The sequence below is a fragment of the Bacillus cereus group sp. BfR-BA-01347 genome, assembly GCF_022663835.1.
Classification (GTDB): domain Bacteria; phylum Bacillota; class Bacilli; order Bacillales; family Bacillaceae_G; genus Bacillus_A; species Bacillus_A thuringiensis_K.
This window is the reverse complement of record NZ_JAKUGG010000010.1, coordinates 60,666-83,705: the sequence shown is the minus strand read 5'-3', so window position 1 is coordinate 83,705 and position 23,040 is coordinate 60,666. Positions and strand designations below refer to the sequence as shown.

Sequence of the window (23,040 nt, the reverse complement as noted above, 5' to 3'; positions counted from 1 at the left end):
TGTTTTATTAAAATAATATTGTCCTAGATTCGGTATGCACTTATAATTTTATATATATTCTGAATATTCTTTATAAAGAAGGAGGGGGAATGTTGGAAACTTTCGTAAATTGGTTAAATAATATTGTTTGGAGTCCAGCACTTGTTTATTTATGTTTAGGAGTAGGTTTATATTTTTCCATTCGAACAAAGTTTTTACAAGTAAGACACGTAGGAGAAATGGTGAAGCTGACATTTCAAGGAGAAAAATCAGAGGCTGGTGTTTCTTCATTTCAGGCGTTAGCACTTTCTTTATCAGGGCGCGTTGGGACAGGGAATATCGCTGGGGTAGCAACAGCGGTTGCATTTGGTGGACCAGGGGCTGTATTTTGGATGTGGGCAGTAGCCTTCTTAGGAGCAGGTTCTGCTTATGTAGAATCGACATTAGCGCAAATATATAAGACGAAACATCAAGGGCAGTTCCGAGGTGGTCCTGCTTATTACATCGAAAAAGGTTTAGGAGTTAAATGGTATGCTTTAGTGTTCGTTGCAGCGACAATTCTTGCAACAGGACTTTTATTACCAGGTGTACAAGCAAATAGTATTGCTGTAAGTTTAGAAACGGCTTTTGGTATTAATACTACCGTATCAGGGGCTATATTAGTTGTCGTATTAGCTCTTATTATTTTCGGTGGAGTGAAGCGAATTGTTAACGTAGCGCAAGTTGTCGTACCGTTTATGGCAATAGGCTATATTTTAGTAGCTTGCGTCATTGTTGCTATGAATATTGAAAAATTGCCAGAAGCATTTATGTTAATTATAAGAAGTGCATTTGCATTAGAAGCTGCTTTTGGTGGTATTATCGGTTTAGCAATTTCTTGGGGAGTAAAACGTGGTATTTATTCCAATGAAGCAGGGCAAGGAACTGGACCACATGCAGCAGCAGCAGCTGAAGTATCACATCCAGCTAAGCAAGGTTTAGTGCAAGCATTTTCCGTTTACATTGATACATTATTTGTTTGTTCAGCAACAGCATTTATGATGATTATTACAGGCATGTATAACGTATTTGATGCAAGCGGAAAAAACTTTATCGTTAATAAATTAAATGGTGCTCAGCCAGGACCAGGATATACACAGGCGGCGGTAGAATCTGTTTTCCCTGGATTTGGAAACGGTTTCGTTGCAATCTCGTTATTATTCTTCGCGTTTACAACAATTATGGCGTATTACTACATTGCAGAAACGAATATCGCGTACTTAAATCGAGATAAAGATCGTCCTTGGTTGTCTATGGTACTAAAATTTGTTTTTTTAGGAGCTGTATTCTACGGCTGTATTAAAACAGCAGCAACGGCGTGGGCTTTAGGTGATATCGGTGTAGGAATTATGGCATGGGTAAATATCATTGCGATTTTACTATTACAAAAACCTGCATTAGTCGCATTAAAGGATTATGAAAAACAGAAAAAAGAAGGAAAAGATCCAGTATTCGATCCGCAGCCATTAGGAATTAAAAATGCTGATTTTTGGGAGCATGAATACGGGAAAGATAAGAAAGAAGAAGTATCTTAACAGAATAGAAATGAAGAAGCAAAGGGGAAACTCTTTGCTTTTTTTTATGGACAAATTGAAGCTAAAAGTTATTTTTGGGACTATTTTTGAATATAAAAAGAATGTACATGCATTGTTAGGGGAAGGGGGAGTATGTTGATAGAATTTCGTAATGTAAATAAATATTATGGTAACTTTCAAGTTTTGAAAAATATTAATGTGCAAGTGAAAAAAGGCGAAGTGGTAGTAGTTGTCGGGCCTTCAGGATCAGGAAAAAGTACGTTGCTTCGGTGTATAAATCAATTAGAGCCAATTACAGATGGAGAATTAATTGTACAAAATACAGAGGTACACAATAAAAAAACGGACATGAATGAATTGCGGCGAAATATTGGGATGGTCTTTCAACATTTTTATTTATATCCACATAAAACGGTTCTTCAAAATATTACATTAGCACCGATTAAAGTAAATAAAGTTTCCAAAGAAGAAGCAGAGAAAACAGCAATGTTTTATTTAGAGAAAGTAGGAATTCCAGAGAAGGCTAACGTATATCCACATCAATTATCCGGAGGACAACAGCAACGGGTGGCAATTGCTAGAGGACTTGCAATGCAGCCGGAAATTATGCTATTCGATGAGCCTACGTCTGCTCTTGATCCAGAGATGATTGGAGAGGTACTTGATGTTATGAAAGCACTGGCTAAAGAAGGGATGACAATGGTTGTTGTCACGCATGAGATGGGATTTGCGCGAGAAGTAGCGGATCGGATTTTATTTATGGATGATGGCAAAATCATTGAGGATACAACACCGGCGCAATTCTTTGCGAGTCCTGAACAAGAAAGAGCGCGTCTATTTTTAAGCCGAGTGTTAAACCATTAAAGGAGGAGTTTTATGCTTAAAATGAAAAAGTTGTTTATGTTAATCATATTCTCGTGTTTATTCGTACTTGTCGTTGCTGGGTGTGGAAGTAAAAAAGATGAGGCGAAGGAAACAAATACGAAGCAAGGCAGGGCTGTTGAACAAATTAAGAAACGAGGGAAATTAGTAGTCGGGGTAAAGAATGATACGAATTTATTTGGATTAAAAAATCCTTCAACAGGGCAGGTAGAAGGATTCGATGTTGATGTCGCGAAGGCACTTGCGAAAAAGATTCTTGGAGATGAAAAGAAGCTAGAGCTGAAAGAAGTAACGTCTAAAACACGTATTCCAATGCTGAAAAATGGTGATATTGATGCAATTATTGCAACAATGACAATTACGGAAGAACGCAAAAAAGAAGTGGATTTTTCAGATGTATATTTTAAAGCAGGACAATCGTTACTTGTGAAAAAAGGAAGCAATATTAAGAGCGTTGATGATATAAAACAAGGCGTTAAAGTATTAGCTGTAAAAGGATCAACATCTACAAATAACATTCGTCAAAAGTCACCAGAAGCGACTGTATTAGAGTTTGAAAATTATAGTGAGGCATTTACAGCGTTAAAGGCAGGTAAAGGTGATGTGTTGACGACAGATAATGCGATCCTTTACGGAATGGCAAAACAAGATTCTAATTATGAAGTAGTAGGAAAAATTTTTACAGATGAACCATACGGAATTGCAGTGCAAAAAGGGGCAGATGATTTAACGAAAGAGATTAATACTTTAATTAAAGACATGAAAGCAAGCGGGGAGTATGACAAATTATATGAGAAGTGGATTGGACAAAAACCAGAAAAGTAGATAGTAAAAGTGAGAGGATGAGAGTACTCATCCTCTTCTTGTAAAGAAAGAGGGGAGAATATGTGCCTGATTTTTCTATATTAACGAATAACATTGATATGTATTTAGAAGGATTTAAATATACAGTTATGTCTAGTGTAATTGCATTGATAGGCAGTTTTATTTTAGGAGTAATTTTGGCAGTAATGCGTATTGCACCTATTCGTATTTTAAATTGGATAGGATCAGCTTTTGTGGAGTTTGTAAGAAATATTCCACTCGTATTAATTGCATTTATATTCTATTTTGCTTTACCTGTAATAGGAATTACTTTAAATGGTTTTGTAGCAGGAACAGTTACGCTTACGGTATATACGGCAGCTTTTATTGCGGAAGTAATTCGCGCTGGTATTTTATCAGTTGCGAAAGGGCAAATGGAAGCTGCCCGCTCTTCAGGGCTAACGTATGTGCAGGCGATGTATTATGTTGTCTTACCCCAAGCTGTGAAAATTGTAATTCCCCCTTTAGGAAACCAGTTTCTCAATTTAGTTAAAAACTCTTCAATACTTGGAATCATTGCTGGTGCTGATTTAATGTATCAAGGAGATTTAATTTCAACGAAGACGTTTGTTACGTTTGATGTTTATATATTTGTCGGGATGTTTTATTTAATATTAACAATTCCGCTCAGTATGCTAGTGCGTTATTTAGAAAAACGCTTGGCAAAGGAGGCGGTGTAAATGGATTTCAAGGGAGCAATTACAGGAGATCATATTCTATTTTTATTAAAAGGGTTACTTATAACATTAGAGGTAGCGCTCATAGCAATTGTACTTAGTTTTATTATTGGAAGTGTAATCGGTATATTGCGCTACACGAAAATACCTGTCGTCTCACAAGTATTAGGAGTTATAGTTGAACTGATTCGAAACTTACCACTACTGTTAATTATATTTTTCACGTATTTTGCACTTCCAGAAGCAGGCTTGAAATTAGAAATTATAACAGCTGCAATTGTTGCTTTAACAATATTTGAGGCAGCAATGATATCTGAAATTGTTAGAAGTGGTTTATTGTCTATTGAAAAAGGGCAGGTTGAAGCCGCACGATCTTCGGGATTAACTTATGTGCAAGCGCTTTGGCATATTATTTTGCCACAAGCATTAAGGAGAATGGTTCCGCCGCTTGTCAGTCAATTTATTTCATTGCTGAAGGATACGTCGCTAGCGGTTGTTATATCACTCCCTGAGCTTATGCATAATGCTCAAATTATTAGCGGGCAAAATGTGAATTACATGATTCCAACATTTATATTAGTAGCTTGTATGTACTTTATCGTAAATTATAGTTTATCAATTTTATCGAGAAGATTAGAACTTCGTTGACTCTTACAATATATGTAAGGGTTTTTTCCTTGTTTCTCCTTATTTTCCTCTAAATAGAATCTAAATCTTGCAATAATTAGATTTTTTATATTATTTTATCAGAAAAGTTTTAATTTTATATAGAAAATGTAATCGCTTTCGTGTATATTTTTATTATCAGAAAATTTTAACAAGATATAGGGGTATTGGTAGGGGGAGGATTTAGATGCAGCAACCAACGAATGAGAAATTACATCGCACGATGAAGAGTAGACATTTATTTATGATCGCACTTGGTGGTGTAATCGGAACTGGTTTTTTCTTAGGTTCAGGTTACACTATTAATCAGGCTGGACCAGGGGGAGCCATCCTTTCATATTTAGTAGGCGGATTTATTATGTATTTAACAATGCTTTGTCTTGGAGAGTTAACGGTAGCGATGCCGGTTTCAGGATCTTTCCAAAAGTATGCAACGAAGTTTATTGGACCAGGAACGGGCTTTATGATTGGCTGGTTATACTGGCTTGGCTGGGCAGTAACAGTGGGTCTAGAATTAACGTCAATAGGTTTAATGATGAAAAGATGGTTTCCAAATGTTGATGTTTGGGTATGGTGCCTTGTATTCGGTGTTATTTTATATGCTTCAAACGCAATTTCGGCAAAAAGTTATGCTGAATTAGAATTTTGGTTTTCTAGTATTAAAGTAATTACAATCCTTGCATTTGTCGTTCTTGGTGGTAGTGCATTATTAGGATTTATATCATATGACGGAAAAGAAGCAGCACCTCTTTTCTCTAACTTTGTAAGCGATGGTGGACTTTTCCCGAATGGACTAGCTGCCGTACTACTTACAATGATTACAGTTAACTTCTCATTCCAAGGAACAGAGTTAATCGGAATTGCAGCGGGAGAAAGTGAAAATCCAGAAAAAACAATTCCACGTGCGATCCGTAATACAGTATGGCGCATTATGTTATTCTTCATTTTAACGATGACAATTTTAGTAGGATTAATTTCTTGGAAAGAAGCAGGCGTAATTGAAAGTCCATTCGTAGTCGTATTTGATAAAATTGGTATTCCATACGCAGCTGATATTATGAACTTCGTTATTATTACTGCGTTATTATCTGTAGCGAACTCTGGATTATATGCAGCGACACGTATACTATGGTCACTTGCAAATGAGGGAATGGCACCAACTTCCTTCCAGAAAGTAAATAAGCGTGGTATTCCAATTACAGCGCTAGTCGTAACGATTGCGGTAGCAGGTCTTTCTTTATTCACAAGTTTCCTTGCAGAAGATACAGTATACATGTACTTATTATCTATAGCTGGTTTATCAGCTGTTTCAAGTTGGATCATTATTGCTCTATCGCAACTTCGCTTTAGAAGTCAGTATATAAAAGGCGGAGGAAAGTTAGAGGACTTAAAGTATAGAACACCACTATACCCAATTGTTCCAATTTTAGCTTTAATTACAAATAGTATCGTTGTTATTAGTTTAGCATTTATTCCTGAACAAAGAATGGCGTTATACTGTGGTATTCCATTTATCATTTTCTGCTATATATATTATTATATTAGTAAGAAACGGCAGAAACCGATGAAAGTGGAGATGGAAAAAACAAATGAAACTAACAATCAAACACGATGATATAGAAGCAGATTTATCGTATGATCAATTAGCGATTGGAAAAGAAAACGGGTATTCACCGTTACAATTACTCGTTTCTTCTATCGCAGGGTGTAGTGCAATTGTCTTTCGAACGATTTTAGAAAAGAAACGTATTACATATGATACGTTTACAATCGAAACTGAAATTGGTAGAAGTGAAGCTTTATCGAAGCCAGTTGAAAGTGTTCATTTGCACTATAAAATTAAAGCAGAAAACATTACAGAAGAGCAGCTGGACAAGGCGCTGCAGCTTGCAGTGAAAAATTGTACGATTGTTCAATCTGTAAAAGATAGTATAAAGGTTACGGAAACAATTGAGCTAATAAAGTGAAACATAAAAACGTGAGAGCCGTATTCTCACGTTTTTATGTTTTTAGAAAGAGGGGAAAGTGTAGTGGACTGTTTAGGTTGTAAATTAGCAAACGAAGAGGAAAAAATATATAAAGTATATGAAGATGATTATGTAACTTGCTTTTTAGATCATGCGCCTTTCTACCCAGGACATACTTTAATTGTGCCAAAGCAGCATGTTGTAGAAGTAGACGAATTAGATGACGTTGTAGCAAAATCCATTATGGATGCTGCTAAGCTTATTGCAAAAGCGATTAAGATAGTATATAAACCTGACGGAGTTACAGTTTGTCAAAATGGTGGAGTATTTAACGAGTTAACACATTATCACATGCATGTCATACCAAGATATAAAGAGCGCTCATTTGCTGAGTTTTATACGGTGCAACCAGAGGAAAAGAAGAATCATAACTTGGAAGAGACAAAGAATTTGTTAAAAGAAGCGATAGAGCATATGCTGCTTACTGAAAAGGCGTAAGAGGGATATTCCTAGGGAAACAGTCAAGAAAATTCTAATATTAAAAAGCCCAATTTCTCAGTTAAAATAGAGAAATTGGGCTTTTGTTTATTTTATTATTAAATTTTATTTATAAATAGATTTTGTAGTGTCACAAAGTATATGGCTCATTCGTTATATAGAGTGAGAGGAGGAATTATATGAAAGTTACAAACAACGATTATGAAAAGATGGAAGAGCTATACGAGTTGTACGAACAAAAAATTTATTACGTAGCTTATTCTATTTTAAATAATATTCAGCAGGCAGAAGATGCAGTTCAAGAGACGTTTATTACTCTTTATAAGAACTTGGAAAAGCTCCATAACTTGGCTACTCAAGAGCTTAAACGTTACATTTTGAGGGTCGCGAAAAACAAGGCAATTGATAGTTACCGGAAAAATAAACGACATGAAACATTTTTAGAAGAATATGAAAGAGAATCAGTAGAGGCAGTAGATGAAAATATTGAAGAGTGGGAAAAACGTAAAATGTCTGAGCTTCAAATTGATGCATTGCTAAAAGAGTTAAATGAATCTAACAGACAGGTGTTTAAGTACAAAGTCTTCTATAACTTAACGTATCAAGAAATTTCAAGTGTTATGGGGATAACGGAGGCAAATGTCCGCAAGCAGTTTGAACGCGCTCGAAAACGAGTCCAAAATATGATAGGAGGTATACAACATGACGAATTCAAAGAACTCCAAAGAAATATATGAACTTGCTGAAAAAATTGCTTTAGATGATTTTGATAAACTTGAAGAACAACATGAATTTTCACATACATATACGCGCAAAAAGAAATTGTTTATGGAGGAAATGAAGCTGAAAGATGGACAACCGCAGAAAAAGCGTAAAAGACATCGTATGTTAATCGCTGCTGCTTGCTTATTGATCGGCATGCCGACAACCGTTTTTGGAGCAGTAAAAGTCTATAATATGATCGTTCAAAAACAAAATTATGAAGTAAATATTTCAGTAACAAATAAGGACTCGAAAAAGGCTGATAAGTGGTATAAGCTGAAAATCGATAAATTACCAGAAAATATGGAAGCAATTGATGACTCTGCTATGAAATATTCCTTTAAAGATAACTACGCAATGGGTGGATTTTCATTCGTTCTTTGGAGAGTAGGAGGGAATTCAGATTTTCCAACCCTGTACTCGAAAAATTATGAAGAAAAAGAGATAAATGGTAAGAAGGCAGTAATTGTCCATAGAGAAAATGGTAATAAAGATTTAATGTTTAATAGAGTAATTTTTCTCTATTTTGAGGAAGAAGGAATTATGTTACAAAGTTATATTGGAAATGATATAAACGAAGAACAAATGATAGATGTGCTAGGGAGCATTTCACTTGAGCCCACGTCAAAAGAAAAGTCATCATATATAAGCGATTATGATAAAAAGTATTTTAGCCAAGAAAGTAAAACAACTAAGGTAATTCCTTTGAAGAAGGATAGCAAACGACTATTTCATATAGGGCAAAAGGTTCCAGTAACGATATCTATGGATAACAGTCAAATTGAATATGTGATAGAAAAAGTTGAAGCCTTTGATTCAATCAAAGATTTTAAACAAGAGAACTTTAATGAAATGGGCTTAGGAATACTAAGCAGGAATCAAGCTTTGGATCAAGCTGGACAATTGATACCATATAGAAGGGATAAATATAAAACTGGAAATGGTAAAGATTCAATTGATCAATTAGTAGAATCAAAATTAATTCATCCTAAATTTGTCTACCTGACAACAACAGTGAAAAATATAGGTAAACAGGCGACAGAAGAAATCTATATGACTCCATCTATAAAAGTTCTTGAAGATAAAGGAAATGCATGGCAGTATGCTGGGAAAGATGGAATCGCAGAAAAAAATATTATGACAGGCGAAGTTGATTATTTAGAGCCTCATGGAGATGGAAAAAGCTTTTACAATATTGGCAGTATCACACCAGGAGAAACGGTAAAAGTTAATTTAGGTTATTTTGTAGATGAAGATAAATTAGATTCAATCTTTTTGGATGCTTTCAATTACAGAGGGATTGGTGACACTGAAAATATGAATTCGAAAAATCGTTGGTGGTTTGATATTCGTCAATCGTAAACATAATAAAAACAACTAGATTAAAAAGCTGCTTATATTTAGCAGCTTTTTTCGTCTCCATACATATGTAAAACTTCTTTCGCACGCATACGTAAACCATCTATCAATTCTATCGGTTCTAAAACTTTTGCATCTTTTCCGAGTCTATAAAATAAAGGGGTAATAAAATTGATTTCTCCTTTATCAATTGTTGAATGTATATGTCCTGTCCCGTTTTCGTTTGTTACAACGAATTCTTCAAGGTAAGGCACGCTTTTACATTGGCGTACGCCTTCTGTTGACAGTAAAACATGTAACTGAGTAGGATTATGTACTACGTGAGAGTTAGAGGCAAACCACTCTTCTAAATTCATGAATGTATCTTCATTTTCTTCCGTTGATAATATAGAAAGAATACGATCGACGCGATACAGTAATGTTTTTTCTACATTAAAATCATAAGCAGGTAAATACCATAAACCATCATGCGCATATACACCGATAGGATGAACGTGTTTTGTTTTGATCCTTGATTTAGATTCGTATTGAAAGTGTAAATTTTTATTTTCAATAGCCGCTGTTAACACTTCGTTTAAAAGTGGTGTCTCAATTGTTCTTTTCGGATTCCAAAAGGCGATATAAGAACGTATTTTGTCAACTTTAGCTTTCGCATCATGTTGTAGGGAGCTATATAGTTTATGTGTAACGGAATTTATTTCTGTGTTAAAAGGCAAGTCTCTGTAGTAGCTTAAAGATTGAAAGGCAAAAAAGATGGAGACTGCTTCTTCTTCGGTAAATAAAATAGGTGGAATTACTCTATTCGTTAATACTTTATATCCTCCGTTGCGACCTTGTTCAGCGTAAATGGGTAATCCCATATCACTTAAATCTAAAATGTATCTATGGACAGTACGAACAGAAATATTAAATTCATCAGCTATTTCTTGCGCTGTAAATGCTTTTTTCGCAGAAGCAAATATAAGAATATCTAATAAGCGTTTAGCTTTTGACAAATGTATCACCTTTTTTCTTTTTAAACATGACATAAATTGTCGTGTTTTATTGTTAGTATATTGTTTACAGCATAATGTTATCAAGATGAGATGTAAGGAGGAAAAAATATGTCACGTGAAATAGTTTTATTTATTGCGGCGAGCTTAGATGGATATATTGCGAAAGAAGATGATGATTTACAGTGGTTAATGGAAACCGAAGGGGAGGGAGATAACGGTTATACAGAAATGTACGAAACGATTGATACAATAATTATGGGAAAAAGAACGTACGATTATGTAGTAGAGCATATAGAACCATTCCCGTATTTAGATAAAAAATGTTATGTTTTTTCTAACTCAGAAAAAGGTTCAAACGAACACGTGGAGTTTGTAAATGAAGATGTAGTGGAGTTTACAAAAAGGTTGAAAGAGCAAGAAGGATCTAAAATATGGATGGTCGGTGGAGGGAGTCTCTTAAGAGAGTTCTTTAAGAATAATCTAATTGATGAATATGTTGTTACGATTACACCTCACATATTAGGTTCTGGAGTTCCGTTATTTCAAGACAAGAACCCGGAAATTAATTTAACTTTAACGGATACGAAACGTTTTGGGCAATTTGTAAATTTATATTATAAAGTAAAGTGATAAAAAAACACGACTATTGATGATAGTCGTGTTTCTTTATGGATGGTAATGAAACTATAAAGCAAGACCCGTAATCGATTTCGCTCGTTACAGTAATATTTCCGCCGTGTAGTTCTACAATTTCTTTTACGATAGATAGTCCTAAACCAGTTCCGCCTGTAGATCGTGATCTCGCTTTATCAACTCGATAAAAGCGGTCGAAAATGTGAGGGAGATCTTCAGGAGGAATACCTTCGCCTTCATCTTCAATTGTAATAGAAATACTTTTATGTTCTTCTGTAACAGAAATGTTTATATGAGAATGTTCTTTTGAATGTCTATAAGCGTTATTTAAAATGTTCACCACAACTTGTTCAAATCGTTGTTCATCTAAGTTTACTAGCAGTGTAGGAGGACAAGAGAAAGAAACTTTAATGTATCTTTCTTTATATATGGCATTTACTTTTTCGGCTATGCGAGTTAGGAAGGTGTGTAAATGTACTTCCTTTACTTGAATAGAAAAGTTATGTTGTTCCATTTGTGCAAGTGAAAATAAATCTTGAACTAAGTTTGTAATGTAATCAGACTCATCTTTTATAATTGATAAATATCGCAAACGTTGTTCAGAAGGGGTACTTTCTTTTGAAGCAATGTCAGCATAACCTCTTACGTATGTTAACGGTGTTCGTAATTCGTGAGCAACACTTGCTAGAAATTCACTTCGCTCTGTTTTCATATAATGTAAATCATTTGCAAGCGTTTGAATAGATGATGCTAGTTCACCAATTTCATCATTTCGAGTAGTCGTTAATGAAACGGACAAATCGCCTTTACTCATTTTTTCAGTTGCATGTTTCATGTGTAACAATGGTTTTGTTAATAAACGTGATAATAGGAAAATTGTGATGACTGTGAGTAGAAACGTGATGGCGCCAGCAATAATGAATTGTTTCGTTAATCCATTTACCAACTTTTCAATGGATTTTGTTCCAAGAAACATATAGACATACCCTTCATGTTTTCCAGCTACTATGATAGGACTAACTGTACATATATAATTAGATGTTTTCCAATGATTTTCTATAATCGCTCCGTTATGGTCTGTTCGAGTCTGCATGCTACTAATGTGATTTTTTATAGTCGTGTTTATTTCGTTAGATTTAGCTAGCACTTCTTTATTTGTATTTGTAATAACGACAGTTGTTTCAGCTTCAGATTCCATTAATGCTACGTGAGAGATGGTTTGCTCATCGTAATATTTTTCAAGTACATCTCGATGACTATTTCCTCGCTTTAATAAAGCTGTCATTTCTTCATTTACTCTAGTGTTTACGAGACTATAATAGAGCAAAATAAAGAGAACACTTTCAATTAAAAGTGTAACAATTAAAAAATAAAATCCGAATTGAATTGAAATTCGTTTCATCGTTTTGCCCCTTACTGTTCAGTATCAACCCATCGATAACCTACTCCATACACAGTTTTTAAATGATAATCAATAGGGAAATTTACTTTTCGTAATTTATCACGTAAATTACGAATATGTGAATCGACTGTGCGATCTTCTGTATTTGTGTTTAACCCCCAAATTCGTTCGATGAGCTGATCACGGTTTAATACGTAGTTCACATGGCGTAAAAATAATCCGAGTAAAGAAAATTCAATTGGTGTGAGAAGGAGTTCTTCATTATGGACAGAAACGAAGTGTTTTGTTTCATCCCATACAATACCGTGATATTGGATTTGTTTATGTTCATTTGTACGTCTTAAAACAGCTTCAATTCTTGCGAAAAGTTCCTCCTCATGGAAAGGTTTCGTTACGTAATCATCGGCTCCAAGTTTTAATCCTTGAACGACATCTACTGTTTGATCACGAGCTGTAACCATAATAATAGGAATGTTACTAAAAGATCGGATTTTTTTGCACGTTTCCCATCCGTCCATCTTTGGCATCATAATATCGAGTAAAACAAATTTAAAGTTTCGATTTTCTATATGTAAAATAGCTTCTTCTCCTGAAGTCGCACATACGCAGTTATATCCAATTGGGGTAAGATAAAGCGTTAATAATTCAAGCATTCTCGGTTCATCGTCTACGAGCAGTATATCAATCATAGAGAGCCCTCCATATTTATAATCGTTACTTAAAGTGTAATGCAAAATCATGAAGAAATGGTGCAGATTATGATGCGTCTGCATAATTTCTTCAGAATTGCTTGTTATTGTGGAGTTGAAATTACATTTTAGGTAATCATATTGGCTCAAAAATGATTAATGCGGAGGCGGTATAGTGAAAAAAATGACCCGAATTTTTGGGATAACAATAATTACAGCAGTGGGTCTTGCTGCATGTGGACAAACGAATACAGACCATAAAAACCATGAAGCTACAAAAGAGAAGAAAACAGAGCAAAAGGAAATGAAAATGGTTCAGGAAGTAACTGCGCCGAAAGAAATGAACCAAGGGGCATCGAATGATTTATTAACGACAAGTCTAAAAAATGTGACGAGGTTAAATACAAATGATCCCCTGCAAATGGCAGTGTTAACTTCGCAAACGATATGGCCAGCAACCCATAAAGAGAACCAGCCAGGTGCTGTTATTTTAGTACCAGCAAGCGAGTGGCAATTAGGCATTGCGAGCGCGGACCTTATTCATCATCCGAATAACGGGCCGATTTTATTTATAGAAAAAGAAAAGGTACCCGAAATGACGTTAAAAGAAATAAAACGGCTAAATCCGCTCGGAACGAAAGATGGAACACAAATTATGGTAATGGGGGATGTAGGTGCTAGCACGCTTGCACAATTAAAAGATTATAAAGTAAAGCAAATAAAGGAAACGGATCCAGCTATATTCGCTAAAGATGTGGATAAAGAATACACCGATATAACAGGAAGCTACCCAAATAGTGTTATTATCGGTTCGTCTGAAGAAGAAGGACGTTTATATACAACACCCGCTGTAAACTGGATTTCTCATATGCCGGAACCACTACTGTATACAGAAAAGGATAAAGTGCCAGAAGCGACAATAGAGGCATTAAAGATGAGAAAAGATAAAGCAAATATATATTTACTAGGACCAGAAAAAATTGTTTCAAAAGAAGTAGAAAAAGAGTTAAGCAAATACGGGAAAGTAACGCGTATTAGCGGTGAGAATCCAACAGAAAATTCTATCGCATTTGCGAAGTTTAAAGATGAAAAAACAAAATTTGGCTGGGGATTCATAAAACCTGGTCACGGTTTATCATTTGTTTCAAGCAAAACACCAGATTTAGCAGTTGCTGGGGCACCATTTTCACATATGGGTAAACATGCCCCTGTTATCTTTTTAGAGGAAGGAAAAGCTTCACAACCAGTGTATGACTTCCTTGCAAGTATTCAGCCGAAGTTTAAAGATGACCCAACACTTGGACCGTATAATCACGGCTTCTTATTAGGAAGTACGAGTGATATTTCATTCGAAACACAAGGAATATTAGATGAGAGATTAGAGATTGTGCAAGAAAGTGGTCAAGGGCATGATGGGCATTAATAAAAGGAGTAAAGGCGCTACTGAGGTAGCGTCTTTTTCTTTAGGAAACTTTTACATAGCAAAAAATCTTCTACTCGTTATATAATAGCTTTCGTGCAGTCGGCTAGATTTTCTTATGGAGAAAATCAAATTATAAAGGAGTAGAGGAGTGGTATTTTGTTTCAAACGATAAAAAATGACTGGTTTTCTAATGTGAGAGGGGACGTGTTATCAGGAATTGTCGTTGCTTTAGCATTAATCCCTGAAGCGATAGCCTTCTCTGTTATTGCAGGCGTGGATCCGACAGTTGGACTATACGCAGCCTTTTGTATTGCGGTTACCATTTCATTTGTTGGCGGAAGAACTGGAATGATTTCAGCTGCAACAGGTGCAATGGCATTATTAATGGTAACGCTTGTTAAAGATCATGGTTTGCAATATTTATTTGCTACAACAATATTAACAGGTATCGTCCAAATTATTTTTGGCGTGTTCAAACTGAGCTCATTTATGAAGTTTGTTCCGAAATCTGTTATGAGTGGTTTTTTAAATTCACTTGGAATTTTAGTTTTTACAGCGCAATTACCGCATTTTAAAAATGCAACTTGGCAAATGTATGCACTCGTTGTATTAGGACTTGCAATTATATATTTATTTCCACGTATTACAACGGCTGTACCTTCTACGCTTATTTCAATTATTATTGTGACGAGTATTGCACTTATGAGCGGATTACAGTTGAAAACAGTAGGGGATATGGGAAGCCTACCGAAAGAATTACCGTTCTTTAGTATTCCTGATGTGCCATTTACATTAGAAACATTAGGGATTATTTTACCTTATGCAGTTATGCTTGCAATCATTGGTTTACTAGAGTCTTTATTAACAGCTTCAGTTTTAGATGATATGACGCATACGGAAAGTAATAAGCATAAAGAGGCACGCGGACAAGGGATCGCAAACGTTGTTGCTGGTTTCTTCGGAGGAATGGCAGGTTGTGCAATGATTGGTCAATCTGTTATTAATATTAAATCAGGTGGACGCGGACGATTATCGACGTTTATAGCGGGCGGGTTTTTAATTGTATTACTATTCGTTTTAGGTGATTATGTTGTTCATATTCCGATGGCAGCATTAGTTGCAGTTATGATTATGGTTTCGATCGGAACATTTGATTGGAACTCTGTAACAACGATTCATAAAGTACCAAAAGGGAATGCATTCGTTATGATCGTAACAGTAGTAGTCGTTCTTATTACCCACAATTTAGGGTTAGGCGTAGTCATTGGGACAGTAATTAGTGCCGTATTATTTGCATTCAATATGGCAAAGATTCACGTGAAACATTTATATATTGAAAATAAGAAAATATACGAAATTCACGGTCAACTTTTCTTTGCGTCTACGGCAGATTTTATAAATGCTTTTTCATTTAATGAAGATGTGAAAGAAATTGAGATGAACTTTACTCATGCGCATGTATGGGATGATTCAGCAGTGGCATCAATTGATAAAGTTATCATGAAGTATGAACAAAGTGGTGTGAAAGTGAGTATAACGGGATTAAATGAACGTAGCTCAAAACTTGTTGCAAATTTAGCTACTTATAATAAAAGAATTGCTAGTTAAAAGCCTCCTTTTTAGGGGGCTTTATTATATAATACGAGTAGGATAACGAAAAGGGGATTCAGCATATGTACAAACAAATTATATTAGCATGTGACGGTTCTGAACATGCACTTCGAGCAGCGGAGCATGCAACATATATTGCGAAATGTAGCGAAGAAACAAATGTTGAAGTTGTGTACGTAGTAGATAATAGAACGGCAAAATCAGATATTATACAAGGTCAAACAGATTTAGAAACAATATCAGCTAGTCGAAAAGATAAATTAAAAGAGATTGAAGGTTTATTAAAGAAAGAGAACATTTCTTATACAATTACGATATTACATGGTGATCCTGGAGATACGATTGTTCAATATGTAAATACAGGAGATATAGATCTTGTTATCGCTGGAAGTAGAGGATTAAATACATTGCAAGAAATGGTGCTTGGAAGTGTAAGTCATAAAATAGCAAAACGAGTGAAATGTCCGGTGATGATTATAAAATGAAATAGAATGTAACGAAGACCTTAGTATAACTGAGGTCTTTTTTATGTATAAATGACTCTTATTTGTGGAAATACTAGATATATAAGTTGAAAAGATGTTAACTTACAAATTTGTAAGTTAGTTGTTAGAGAAATCGATGTTATGAAATTTTTCCCATTGGTAAAATAAAAGTATCAAAGGGGAGATAGGGAGGATGGAAGCAATGAAATCATTTCAAAATTTGTCATATAGTCAAGGGGTAAGTTTAATTTGTCTAGGGGGATTTGCTGCATCTGTTACGTTAGCTGTTTTAATAAAGGTGTTTCATCAAATCTTTTAATATTAGAGTAGGGAAGGAATTGGTTGTTATTATTAGTAGGAACAGCAATGAAAATAAAAAATAGCTCTTAGCATGTATGTAGATGCTAAGAGCTATTTTTATGCTTGTTATATGTTATTTAAGCTTGTTTTGATTTTACTGACCCTGTCTTTAAAGTAAGAGCAAGGAAGAACATTGCAAGTACGCAAGATGCGAGTAATAAGATGAATCCGCCATCCCATCCGAATGCATCTACGATAAAGCCCATAGCTGCACTAGCGAAAGCAGCTCCGCCTAAGTAACCGAAGAATCCAGTTAAGCCTGCTGCAGTTCCAGCAGCTTTCTTTGGTGCTAAATCTAGAGCGTGTAGACCAATTAACATAACCGGTCCGTAAATTAAAAATCCAATTGCGACAAGTGCGATACTATCAACCATTGGATTACCAGGAGGGTTTAACCAGTAAACAAGAACTGCGATAAATACACCAACCATAAATAAAATACCAGCAGGTGCACGACGTCCTTTAAATAGTTTATCACTCATCCATCCGCAAAGAAGTGTACCTGGAATACCAGCCCATTCATATAGAGCGTAAGCAGTACGTGAGCTACTATGAGTAAAGCTTTTTTCTTCTACTAAATAAGTAGGAGCCCAGTCTACAACGCCGTAACGTACGAAATATACGAAAACGTTCGCAATAGCGATGTACCATAAAAACTTATTGTTTAATACGTATTTAAATAAAATTTCCTTTACTGAAAGCTCGCGTTCGCGGTCTTTTACTTTTTCATCTGGTGGATATTCTCCAGTATGTTCTTCAATAGAAGGTAGTCCACAAGATTGAGGCGTATCTTTCATCGTAATTAATACATAAATACCAACTAAAATTGAAAGAATACCTGGGAAGTAAAAAATACTTTTCCAGTCATCTGCGAAGAAGTATAAGCCTAATGTTACAAGTGAAGGCATAAGCGCTCCGCCAACATTATGAGCGACGTTCCAAATAGACATTTTTGTACCACGTTCGCTAATAGAGAACCAGTGAACCATCGTACGACCACAAGGAGGCCATCCCATACCTTGTACCCATCCATTTAAAAACTGAAGTACAAACATAAGTATAATGCTCGTTGTAATGAAAGAAAATGAGCCGAAAATAATATTAATGATACCTGATAAAAATAGCCCAGCTGCTAAAAAGTAGCGAGGATTACAACGATCGGATACGATACCCATAAGAAATTTACTTAATCCGTAAGCGATAGAAACTGCTGAAAGGATAACCCCAAGTTCCCCTTTACTAAAGCCTTGCTCGATTAAGTATGGCATTGCTAGTGAAAAGTTTTTTCGAACAAAGTAGTAACCTGCATAACCGATGAAGATACCTAAGAATACTTGTAAACGTAATTTACGGTATTCGCTATCAACGCGATCAGCTGGTAAGCGTTCCGCGTGGGGCGCAGGTTTAAATAATTGTGTGAAAAACATAAAATGAAAATCCTCCCCTAATTAATTCGAAGCGTTTTAAGACAGAGAACATAAAAAGGCCATGAAATATAAAAAAGTTTCCTTTTTTATGATTCATAGCCGTGTACTCCGTTTCTCCGTGACTGTCAATATTAACTTCGTCGAAAATTATACAACTTTGTGACAAAAATGTAAACGTTTTTATGAATAAAAGTATTGACGGATTTTGTTCGTGGGATTAATATTTAAATACGTTAAATATTTTATTGTTTAAATAAGAGGTGGATAACATGCCAAATGATATGACGCATATCGATAAAATTCAAGCTCTAGCCTTTTCGATTGGAAAGAAAATGCAGACGGAGTTATTAGAACAAATGCAAGCAACAGGACTTACACCACCGCAGTTTTATATTTTAAAGATTCTAGATCATTATGGGGCTTCAAGAGCGACAACATTAGCGAAAAAGATGTATGTGAAGCCTAGCGCGATTACAGTGATGATTGATCGTCTAATCGATCAAGAACTTGTAGAACGCTATCACGACAAAGATGACCGTCGCGTTGTCATCATCGAGTTAACGAAAAAGGGGAAATCTAGAGTAGAAGAGGCAATGACAGCTCGTAACGAGCATATTGCAAAATACTTTTCACATTTAGAGTTGCAAGAAAGAGAAGATTTATTACGTCTCTTTGAGAAGTTAGAAACCATTATTTGTGGGACACAAGAGAAAAAAGAGAATAACTAAGAGGAATTGAGGAGATTACATGGAGCAACAAGAAAATCAAAATAGAAAGTTGTTGTTAATCGGTTTAATTATCGCGATGCTATTTGCTGCATTAGATGGAACAATTGTTGGTACAGCAATGCCACGTATCGTCGGTGACCTAGGTGGATTAAGTTTAATGACATGGTTAACAACAGCTTATATGTTAACATCAACGACAGTTGTACCAATTGCAGGTAAATTAGCGGATTTACTTGGTCGTCGTAACGTATATATAACAGGGCTAGTTATTTTCATGATTGGTTCGGCGTTATGTGGTATGGCAAATGGTATGACAGAATTAATTATTTTCCGTGGTATTCAAGGTCTTGGTGGCGGTATTATGATGCCAATGGCTATGATTATTATTGGAGATATGTTCACGGGGAAAGAACGTGCAAAATGGCAAGGTATTTTTGGTGCGTTATACGGCCTTGCTTCTGTAATTGGACCACAAGTTGGTGGTTGGATTGTAGATGCAGTGAACTGGAGATGGGTATTCTACATTAACTTACCGGTTGGTATTTTAGCAACAATCTTTATTGCAATGGGATTAAAATCGCATAAACAAACAGGACCAATTAAAATTGATATCGCTGGAATCTTTACGATGATTCTCGGTGTTGTAAGTTTATTACTTGCGCTAACGTTTGGCGGAAAAGATTATGCATGGGATTCTTGGCAAATTATCGGTTTATTTGCACTAGCTGTAATTGGTATTGTTAGCTTTGTTATCGTTGAAACGAAAGCTGAAGAGCCAATTTTACCAATGCATTTCTTTAAAAATCGCACATTTACAATACTGAATGCGATTGGATTCTTTATGAGTATTGGAATGTTCGGCGCGATTATGTTCGTACCATTCTTCATGCAAGGTATTGTAGGAGTAAGTGCTGCTGAATCAGGAACAATTATGACTCCAATGATGATTACAATGATTGTGATGAGTATTATCGGTGGGCAACTTGTATTAAAAGTTGGTGTAAAACCACAAATTATCGCAGGTATGCTTATTATGGCCGGTGGTTTCTGGTTATTAACAACGATGGATATGCACACAACGAAGCTTACAGCTACTTCTTATATGATGGTTATCGGTTTAGGAATGGGTCTTGTAATGCCGACATTAACATTAGCGTTACAAGAAAGCTTCCCGAAAAAAGACCTTGGTGTTGTAACATCATCAAGTCAGTTCTTCCGACAAATCGGTGGTACATTTGGTATTACAATTTTAGGATCAATTATGAATAACACTTCAGGTACGACATTAACAAAGAATTTAGTACCTGTATTAGATACATTCCCGAAAGAAGCGGGACAAATGGTAACGAAATTTAAAGATATGATTCACACAGATCCACAAGGTTTATATTCGATGCTATTTAGCCCAGAGGCATTAAAACAAATGCCAGAAGCGTTCGCTAACAGTATTGTACCTATTTTGAAAAACTCTTTAGTAGACTCGCTTCATACTGTATTCTTAACAGGATTAGTATTTATCGTAGTAGGTGCTATCTTTACGATTTTCTTACAAAAAATTAAATTATCAGATCGTAAAAAAGATGCTGAAGAGCCTGTTGTAGAAGAAAAAGAAAAAACTGTATCATACTCGTAATGAAGAAGCATCGCCTTATGGCGGTGCTTTTTTGAGGTTATACTCAAAAGCTTTTTAGTGAGAAATGATTGACGTATTTTTAGAAATACGTTATATTATTTTCTGTAAACGGTTACATGAAATGAGGAGAAAAGAGAATGAGTACGATCAAAGACGTTGCGAAATTAGCGGGAGTATCTGTTGCGACCGTTTCCAGAGTTCTAAATAAAAATGGATATGTTCACGAAGATACATTAAAAAAGGTAGAACGTGCAATTGAGATGTTAGATTATAAGCCTAGTACAGTAGCGCGTTCACTGTATAATAAAAAGTCTCGTTTAATTGGCTTAGTTGTTCCAAATATCGTGAATCCATTCTTTCCGGAAGTTGCACGTGCCGTAGAAGATGTAGCACATAAACAAGGTTACACAGTTGTCCTTTGTAACTCTGATGAAAGTTTAGAAAAAGAGAAACAATATATTGATGTGCTTAGACAAAATAATGTAGATGGATTTATTGTAGCAACGAATCCACAAAATAGTGTTAATTACATGAATATATCTGTTCCAGTTGTTGCGATTGACCGTATGTTTAATGAGCGTATTCCTACTGTATATGCAGATAACTATGCAGGAAGTCAGGCTGCGACAAAGTTGTTACTAGATAAAGGATGTAAACATATTGCACATATTCGCGGTCCACGTGATGTGAGTACTGCAAATGAACGCTTTGAAGGTTTTGTAGACGTTATTACGCAAAATAATCTTTCGTATATGATTGCAGAGAGTACGTTTGATCCAGCAAATAGTGAGCGTGTAGCGATGGAATTATTAGAAGAATACCCGCATGTTGATGGTATTGTTGCTGGGAATGATTTAATTGCGATCGGTATTGTAAAGGCTGCACTTCAAAAGGGGATTGTCATTCCAAATGATTTACAAATTATCGGATTTGATGGCATTTCTTTAACGGAAATGATGTATCCATCTATTACAACAGTTGCACAACCGATATATGAAATGGGGAAAATTGCAACAGAGTTGTTGTTAGAGCAAATGGAAGGAAATACATTAGAAGAGAAACATTATCGTTTGCCGATTGAAATTATAGAACGAAATACAACGAAGTAAGGAGATGAAAAAGATGCCAAATATTGCAGTGGTAGGGAGCATTTCAATGGACTTAGTGGCTGTTTCAAAAAAACGGCCGAAAGCAGGAGAAACAGTAATTGGTGAAGCGTTTCATACAATTCCAGGAGGGAAAGGAGCAAACCAAGCAGTTGCTGCAGCTAGATTAGGAGCAAATGTAGCAATGGTTGGAGCGGTAGGAAATGATGATTATGGAACAGTAGTTAGAAAAAATCTAGAGAACGAACGCATTTTTATCGATTATGTGGTACCGGTTACAGATAGAACGACAGGAATTGCTCATATCGTTTTAGCAGAAGAAGATAACAGTATTGTTGTCGTACAAGGGGCAAATGCTCTTGTAAATAAGTCAGTTGTAGATCGCTCCAAAGACCTTCTTGTAAAAGCGGATATGGTTGTTCTTCAACTAGAAATTCCACTTGAAACAGTAAAATATGTATTAGCTATTTGTGAGGAACATAATATTCCTGTTATGTTAAATCCAGCGCCAGCACAAGTTTTATCAGAAGACATTTTAGAAAAAGCAACTTATATTACGCCAAATGAACATGAGTGCCGCATCGTATTAGATGATTTCATCTCACCAATTGAAGATTTATTGGCGAAGTATCCAAATAAATTATTGATGACAGAAGGTTCTAACGGTGTTCGTTTCCATAATGGCACGGAGATTGTACATGTTCCTAGCATTGCTGTTGATGTAGTGGATACAACTGGAGCTGGTGATACATTTAATGGTGCGTTAGCAGTTGCACTTTCTGAAGGAGAGACACTTCAAAAAGCAATTCGTTTCGCGAATATTGCTGGTGGTCTTTCTGTAACAAAACTTGGAGCACAGGGCGGTATGCCAACGAGAGATCGAGTACGTGAAGTGCAGGTGATTGTTGGATGAAAAAGCATGGTGTATTAAACAGTGAAATCGCGGCAGTCCTTGCTTCACTTGGGCATACGGATACGATTGTAATTGCTGATTGCGGTTTACCAATTCCTGACGGAGTAAAAAGAATTGATTTAGCTGTTGAAATTGGAAAACCTAGCTTTTTAGATGTATTGCAAGTGGTAGCTGATGATATGGCAATCGAAAAAGTGACGTTAGCAGAAGAAGTCATTATAAATAATGCGGAAGTAAATAAAGAAATAGAGCAGAAATTAATAGAGCCAGCATTTGAGTATGTATCTCATGAGCAATTTAAAGAGCATACAAAGAAAGCGAAGGCGATTATTCGTACAGGCGAGGCTACGCCTTATGCAAATGTAATTTTACATGCAGGCGTGATTTTTTAATAAAGGGAAGTGATG

Annotated in this window: 23 protein-coding genes and 1 pseudogene; 20 read left to right on the top strand and 4 right to left on the bottom strand. The window is 35.6% G+C overall.

Annotated features, from left to right (window positions below):
* Nucleotides 1–92 precede the first annotated feature (92 nt).
* The 10 genes and pseudogenes from MR143_RS16125 to MR143_RS16080 all read left to right on the top strand — a co-directional run bounded on the left by MR143_RS16125 (nucleotide 93) and on the right by MR143_RS16080 (nucleotide 9,231).
* Nucleotides 93–1,553, top strand: a complete 1,461-nt coding sequence (locus MR143_RS16125) for an alanine/glycine:cation symporter family protein (protein ID WP_000447398.1) — start codon at nucleotides 93–95, stop codon at nucleotides 1,551–1,553.
* Nucleotides 1,498–2,417, top strand: a pseudogene (locus MR143_RS16120) (amino acid ABC transporter ATP-binding protein). The gene MR143_RS16125 and the pseudogene MR143_RS16120 overlap by 56 nt, the downstream one beginning before the upstream one ends.
* Nucleotides 2,418–2,429: 12 nt before the next feature.
* Complete coding sequence (gene glnH / locus MR143_RS16115) at nucleotides 2,430–3,260, top strand: glutamine ABC transporter substrate-binding protein GlnH (protein WP_000916458.1); 831 nt, start codon at nucleotides 2,430–2,432, stop codon at nucleotides 3,258–3,260.
* A gap of 62 nt (nucleotides 3,261–3,322) precedes the next feature.
* On the top strand, nucleotides 3,323–3,979 hold the full coding sequence (locus tag MR143_RS16110; protein WP_001112667.1) for an amino acid ABC transporter permease: 657 nt from the start codon (nucleotides 3,323–3,325) through the stop codon (nucleotides 3,977–3,979).
* Nucleotides 3,980–4,624: an amino acid ABC transporter permease gene (locus MR143_RS16105; RefSeq protein ID WP_000345957.1), complete on the top strand. Its 645-nt coding sequence runs from the start codon at nucleotides 3,980–3,982 to the stop codon at nucleotides 4,622–4,624. It begins immediately after the preceding gene.
* Nucleotides 4,625–4,829: 205 nt separating this feature from the next.
* Nucleotides 4,830–6,257 carry an amino acid permease gene (locus MR143_RS16100; protein ID WP_001187097.1) on the top strand — a complete coding sequence of 476 codons (1,428 nt, stop codon included), beginning with the start codon at nucleotides 4,830–4,832 and terminating at the stop codon, nucleotides 6,255–6,257.
* A complete protein-coding gene (locus tag MR143_RS16095) occupies nucleotides 6,232–6,609 on the top strand; it encodes an OsmC family protein (protein ID WP_000778819.1) in 378 nt (125 codons plus the stop codon). The genes MR143_RS16100 and MR143_RS16095 overlap by 26 nt, the downstream gene beginning before the upstream one ends.
* Nucleotides 6,610–6,672: 63 nt before the next feature.
* Complete coding sequence (locus tag MR143_RS16090) at nucleotides 6,673–7,107, top strand: HIT family protein (protein WP_000340515.1); 435 nt, start codon at nucleotides 6,673–6,675, stop codon at nucleotides 7,105–7,107.
* Nucleotides 7,108–7,286: 179 nt separating this feature from the next.
* Nucleotides 7,287–7,844: an RNA polymerase sigma factor gene (locus tag MR143_RS16085; RefSeq protein WP_000869264.1), complete on the top strand. Its 558-nt coding sequence runs from the start codon at nucleotides 7,287–7,289 to the stop codon at nucleotides 7,842–7,844.
* The gene (locus tag MR143_RS16080; protein ID WP_000185102.1) at nucleotides 7,810–9,231 is read left to right on the top strand and encodes a DUF4367 domain-containing protein; all 1,422 of its coding nucleotides are present in this window, start codon (nucleotides 7,810–7,812) and stop codon (nucleotides 9,229–9,231) included. The genes MR143_RS16085 and MR143_RS16080 overlap by 35 nt, the downstream gene beginning before the upstream one ends.
* 38 nt (nucleotides 9,232–9,269) lie before the next feature.
* Here MR143_RS16080 and MR143_RS16075 read toward each other — a convergent pair whose 3' ends face one another.
* On the bottom strand, nucleotides 9,270–10,256 hold the full coding sequence (locus MR143_RS16075; protein WP_242280864.1) for a helix-turn-helix transcriptional regulator: 987 nt from the start codon (nucleotides 10,254–10,256) through the stop codon (nucleotides 9,270–9,272).
* A gap of 75 nt (nucleotides 10,257–10,331) precedes the next feature.
* On the opposite strand from MR143_RS16075, the gene MR143_RS16070 reads away from it, so the two are divergent.
* A complete protein-coding gene (locus MR143_RS16070; protein ID WP_000085766.1) occupies nucleotides 10,332–10,853 on the top strand; it encodes a dihydrofolate reductase family protein in 522 nt (173 codons plus the stop codon).
* Nucleotides 10,854–10,866: 13 nt separating this feature from the next.
* On the opposite strand, the gene MR143_RS16065 is transcribed toward MR143_RS16070, so the two are convergent.
* The gene (locus MR143_RS16065) at nucleotides 10,867–12,258 is read right to left on the bottom strand and encodes a sensor histidine kinase (protein ID WP_000822533.1); all 1,392 of its coding nucleotides are present in this window, start codon (nucleotides 12,256–12,258) and stop codon (nucleotides 10,867–10,869) included.
* A gap of 11 nt (nucleotides 12,259–12,269) precedes the next feature.
* The gene (locus tag MR143_RS16060; protein WP_000565480.1) at nucleotides 12,270–12,947 is read right to left on the bottom strand and encodes a response regulator transcription factor; all 678 of its coding nucleotides are present in this window, start codon (nucleotides 12,945–12,947) and stop codon (nucleotides 12,270–12,272) included.
* Nucleotides 12,948–13,122: 175 nt separating this feature from the next.
* Here MR143_RS16060 and MR143_RS16055 point away from each other — a divergent pair, with 175 nt between their 5' ends.
* The 4 genes from MR143_RS16055 to MR143_RS16040 all read left to right on the top strand — a co-directional run bounded on the left by MR143_RS16055 (nucleotide 13,123) and on the right by MR143_RS16040 (nucleotide 16,785).
* The gene (locus MR143_RS16055; RefSeq protein ID WP_000738852.1) at nucleotides 13,123–14,370 is read left to right on the top strand and encodes a cell wall-binding repeat-containing protein; all 1,248 of its coding nucleotides are present in this window, start codon (nucleotides 13,123–13,125) and stop codon (nucleotides 14,368–14,370) included.
* A gap of 156 nt (nucleotides 14,371–14,526) precedes the next feature.
* On the top strand, nucleotides 14,527–15,978 hold the full coding sequence (locus MR143_RS16050) for a SulP family inorganic anion transporter (protein ID WP_000487913.1): 1,452 nt from the start codon (nucleotides 14,527–14,529) through the stop codon (nucleotides 15,976–15,978).
* A 65-nt stretch (nucleotides 15,979–16,043) separates the two neighbouring features.
* Entirely contained in the window at nucleotides 16,044–16,466 is a 423-nt protein-coding gene (locus tag MR143_RS16045; RefSeq protein ID WP_000277998.1) for a universal stress protein, read from the top strand.
* Between the two features lie 202 nt (nucleotides 16,467–16,668).
* On the top strand, nucleotides 16,669–16,785 hold the full coding sequence (locus MR143_RS16040) for a DUF4027 family protein (protein ID WP_000834733.1): 117 nt from the start codon (nucleotides 16,669–16,671) through the stop codon (nucleotides 16,783–16,785).
* A gap of 118 nt (nucleotides 16,786–16,903) precedes the next feature.
* Here the strand turns inward: MR143_RS16040 and glpT are convergent, their stop codons facing one another.
* Nucleotides 16,904–18,253, bottom strand: a complete 1,350-nt coding sequence (gene glpT / locus MR143_RS16035) for a glycerol-3-phosphate transporter (RefSeq protein WP_000466383.1) — start codon at nucleotides 18,251–18,253, stop codon at nucleotides 16,904–16,906.
* A gap of 269 nt (nucleotides 18,254–18,522) precedes the next feature.
* On the opposite strand from glpT, the gene MR143_RS16030 reads away from it, so the two are divergent.
* The 5 genes from MR143_RS16030 to rbsD all read left to right on the top strand — a co-directional run bounded on the left by MR143_RS16030 (nucleotide 18,523) and on the right by rbsD (nucleotide 23,025).
* Complete coding sequence (locus MR143_RS16030) at nucleotides 18,523–18,981, top strand: MarR family winged helix-turn-helix transcriptional regulator (protein WP_001132366.1); 459 nt, start codon at nucleotides 18,523–18,525, stop codon at nucleotides 18,979–18,981.
* A gap of 19 nt (nucleotides 18,982–19,000) precedes the next feature.
* Entirely contained in the window at nucleotides 19,001–20,614 is a 1,614-nt protein-coding gene (locus MR143_RS16025; protein WP_046946751.1) for an MDR family MFS transporter, read from the top strand.
* A 137-nt stretch (nucleotides 20,615–20,751) separates the two neighbouring features.
* Nucleotides 20,752–21,723 (top strand): ribose operon transcriptional repressor RbsR, encoded by a 972-nt coding sequence (rbsR, locus tag MR143_RS16020; RefSeq protein WP_000104033.1) that lies wholly within the window; start codon nucleotides 20,752–20,754, stop codon nucleotides 21,721–21,723.
* 13 nt (nucleotides 21,724–21,736) lie between these two features.
* Nucleotides 21,737–22,633: a ribokinase gene (rbsK, locus tag MR143_RS16015; protein ID WP_001132862.1), complete on the top strand. Its 897-nt coding sequence runs from the start codon at nucleotides 21,737–21,739 to the stop codon at nucleotides 22,631–22,633.
* On the top strand, nucleotides 22,630–23,025 hold the full coding sequence (gene rbsD, locus MR143_RS16010; protein ID WP_000716137.1) for a D-ribose pyranase: 396 nt from the start codon (nucleotides 22,630–22,632) through the stop codon (nucleotides 23,023–23,025). The genes rbsK and rbsD overlap by 4 nt, the downstream gene beginning before the upstream one ends.
* Nucleotides 23,026–23,040 lie beyond the last annotated feature (15 nt).

Coding starts and splice junctions, on each gene's coding strand:
- glnH (WP_000916458.1), top strand. CDS start 2,430: ATGCTTAAAATGAAAAAGTTGTTTATGTTAATCATATTCTCGTGTTTA.
- MR143_RS16105 (WP_000345957.1), top strand. CDS start 3,980: ATGGATTTCAAGGGAGCAATTACAGGAGATCATATTCTATTTTTATTA.
- MR143_RS16100 (WP_001187097.1), top strand. CDS start 4,830: ATGCAGCAACCAACGAATGAGAAATTACATCGCACGATGAAGAGTAGA.
- MR143_RS16095 (WP_000778819.1), top strand. CDS start 6,232: ATGAAACTAACAATCAAACACGATGATATAGAAGCAGATTTATCGTAT.
- MR143_RS16085 (WP_000869264.1), top strand. CDS start 7,287: ATGAAAGTTACAAACAACGATTATGAAAAGATGGAAGAGCTATACGAG.
- MR143_RS16080 (WP_000185102.1), top strand. CDS start 7,810: ATGACGAATTCAAAGAACTCCAAAGAAATATATGAACTTGCTGAAAAA.
- MR143_RS16075 (WP_242280864.1), bottom strand. CDS start 10,256: ATGTCATGTTTAAAAAGAAAAAAGGTGATACATTTGTCAAAAGCTAAA.
- MR143_RS16070 (WP_000085766.1), top strand. CDS start 10,332: ATGTCACGTGAAATAGTTTTATTTATTGCGGCGAGCTTAGATGGATAT.
- MR143_RS16065 (WP_000822533.1), bottom strand. CDS start 12,258: ATGAAACGAATTTCAATTCAATTCGGATTTTATTTTTTAATTGTTACA.
- MR143_RS16060 (WP_000565480.1), bottom strand. CDS start 12,947: ATGATTGATATACTGCTCGTAGACGATGAACCGAGAATGCTTGAATTA.
- MR143_RS16045 (WP_000277998.1), top strand. CDS start 16,044: ATGTACAAACAAATTATATTAGCATGTGACGGTTCTGAACATGCACTT.
- MR143_RS16040 (WP_000834733.1), top strand. CDS start 16,669: ATGAAATCATTTCAAAATTTGTCATATAGTCAAGGGGTAAGTTTAATT.
- glpT (WP_000466383.1), bottom strand. CDS start 18,253: ATGTTTTTCACACAATTATTTAAACCTGCGCCCCACGCGGAACGCTTA.
- MR143_RS16030 (WP_001132366.1), top strand. CDS start 18,523: ATGCCAAATGATATGACGCATATCGATAAAATTCAAGCTCTAGCCTTT.
- MR143_RS16025 (WP_046946751.1), top strand. CDS start 19,001: ATGGAGCAACAAGAAAATCAAAATAGAAAGTTGTTGTTAATCGGTTTA.
- rbsR (WP_000104033.1), top strand. CDS start 20,752: ATGAGTACGATCAAAGACGTTGCGAAATTAGCGGGAGTATCTGTTGCG.
- rbsK (WP_001132862.1), top strand. CDS start 21,737: ATGCCAAATATTGCAGTGGTAGGGAGCATTTCAATGGACTTAGTGGCT.
- rbsD (WP_000716137.1), top strand. CDS start 22,630: ATGAAAAAGCATGGTGTATTAAACAGTGAAATCGCGGCAGTCCTTGCT.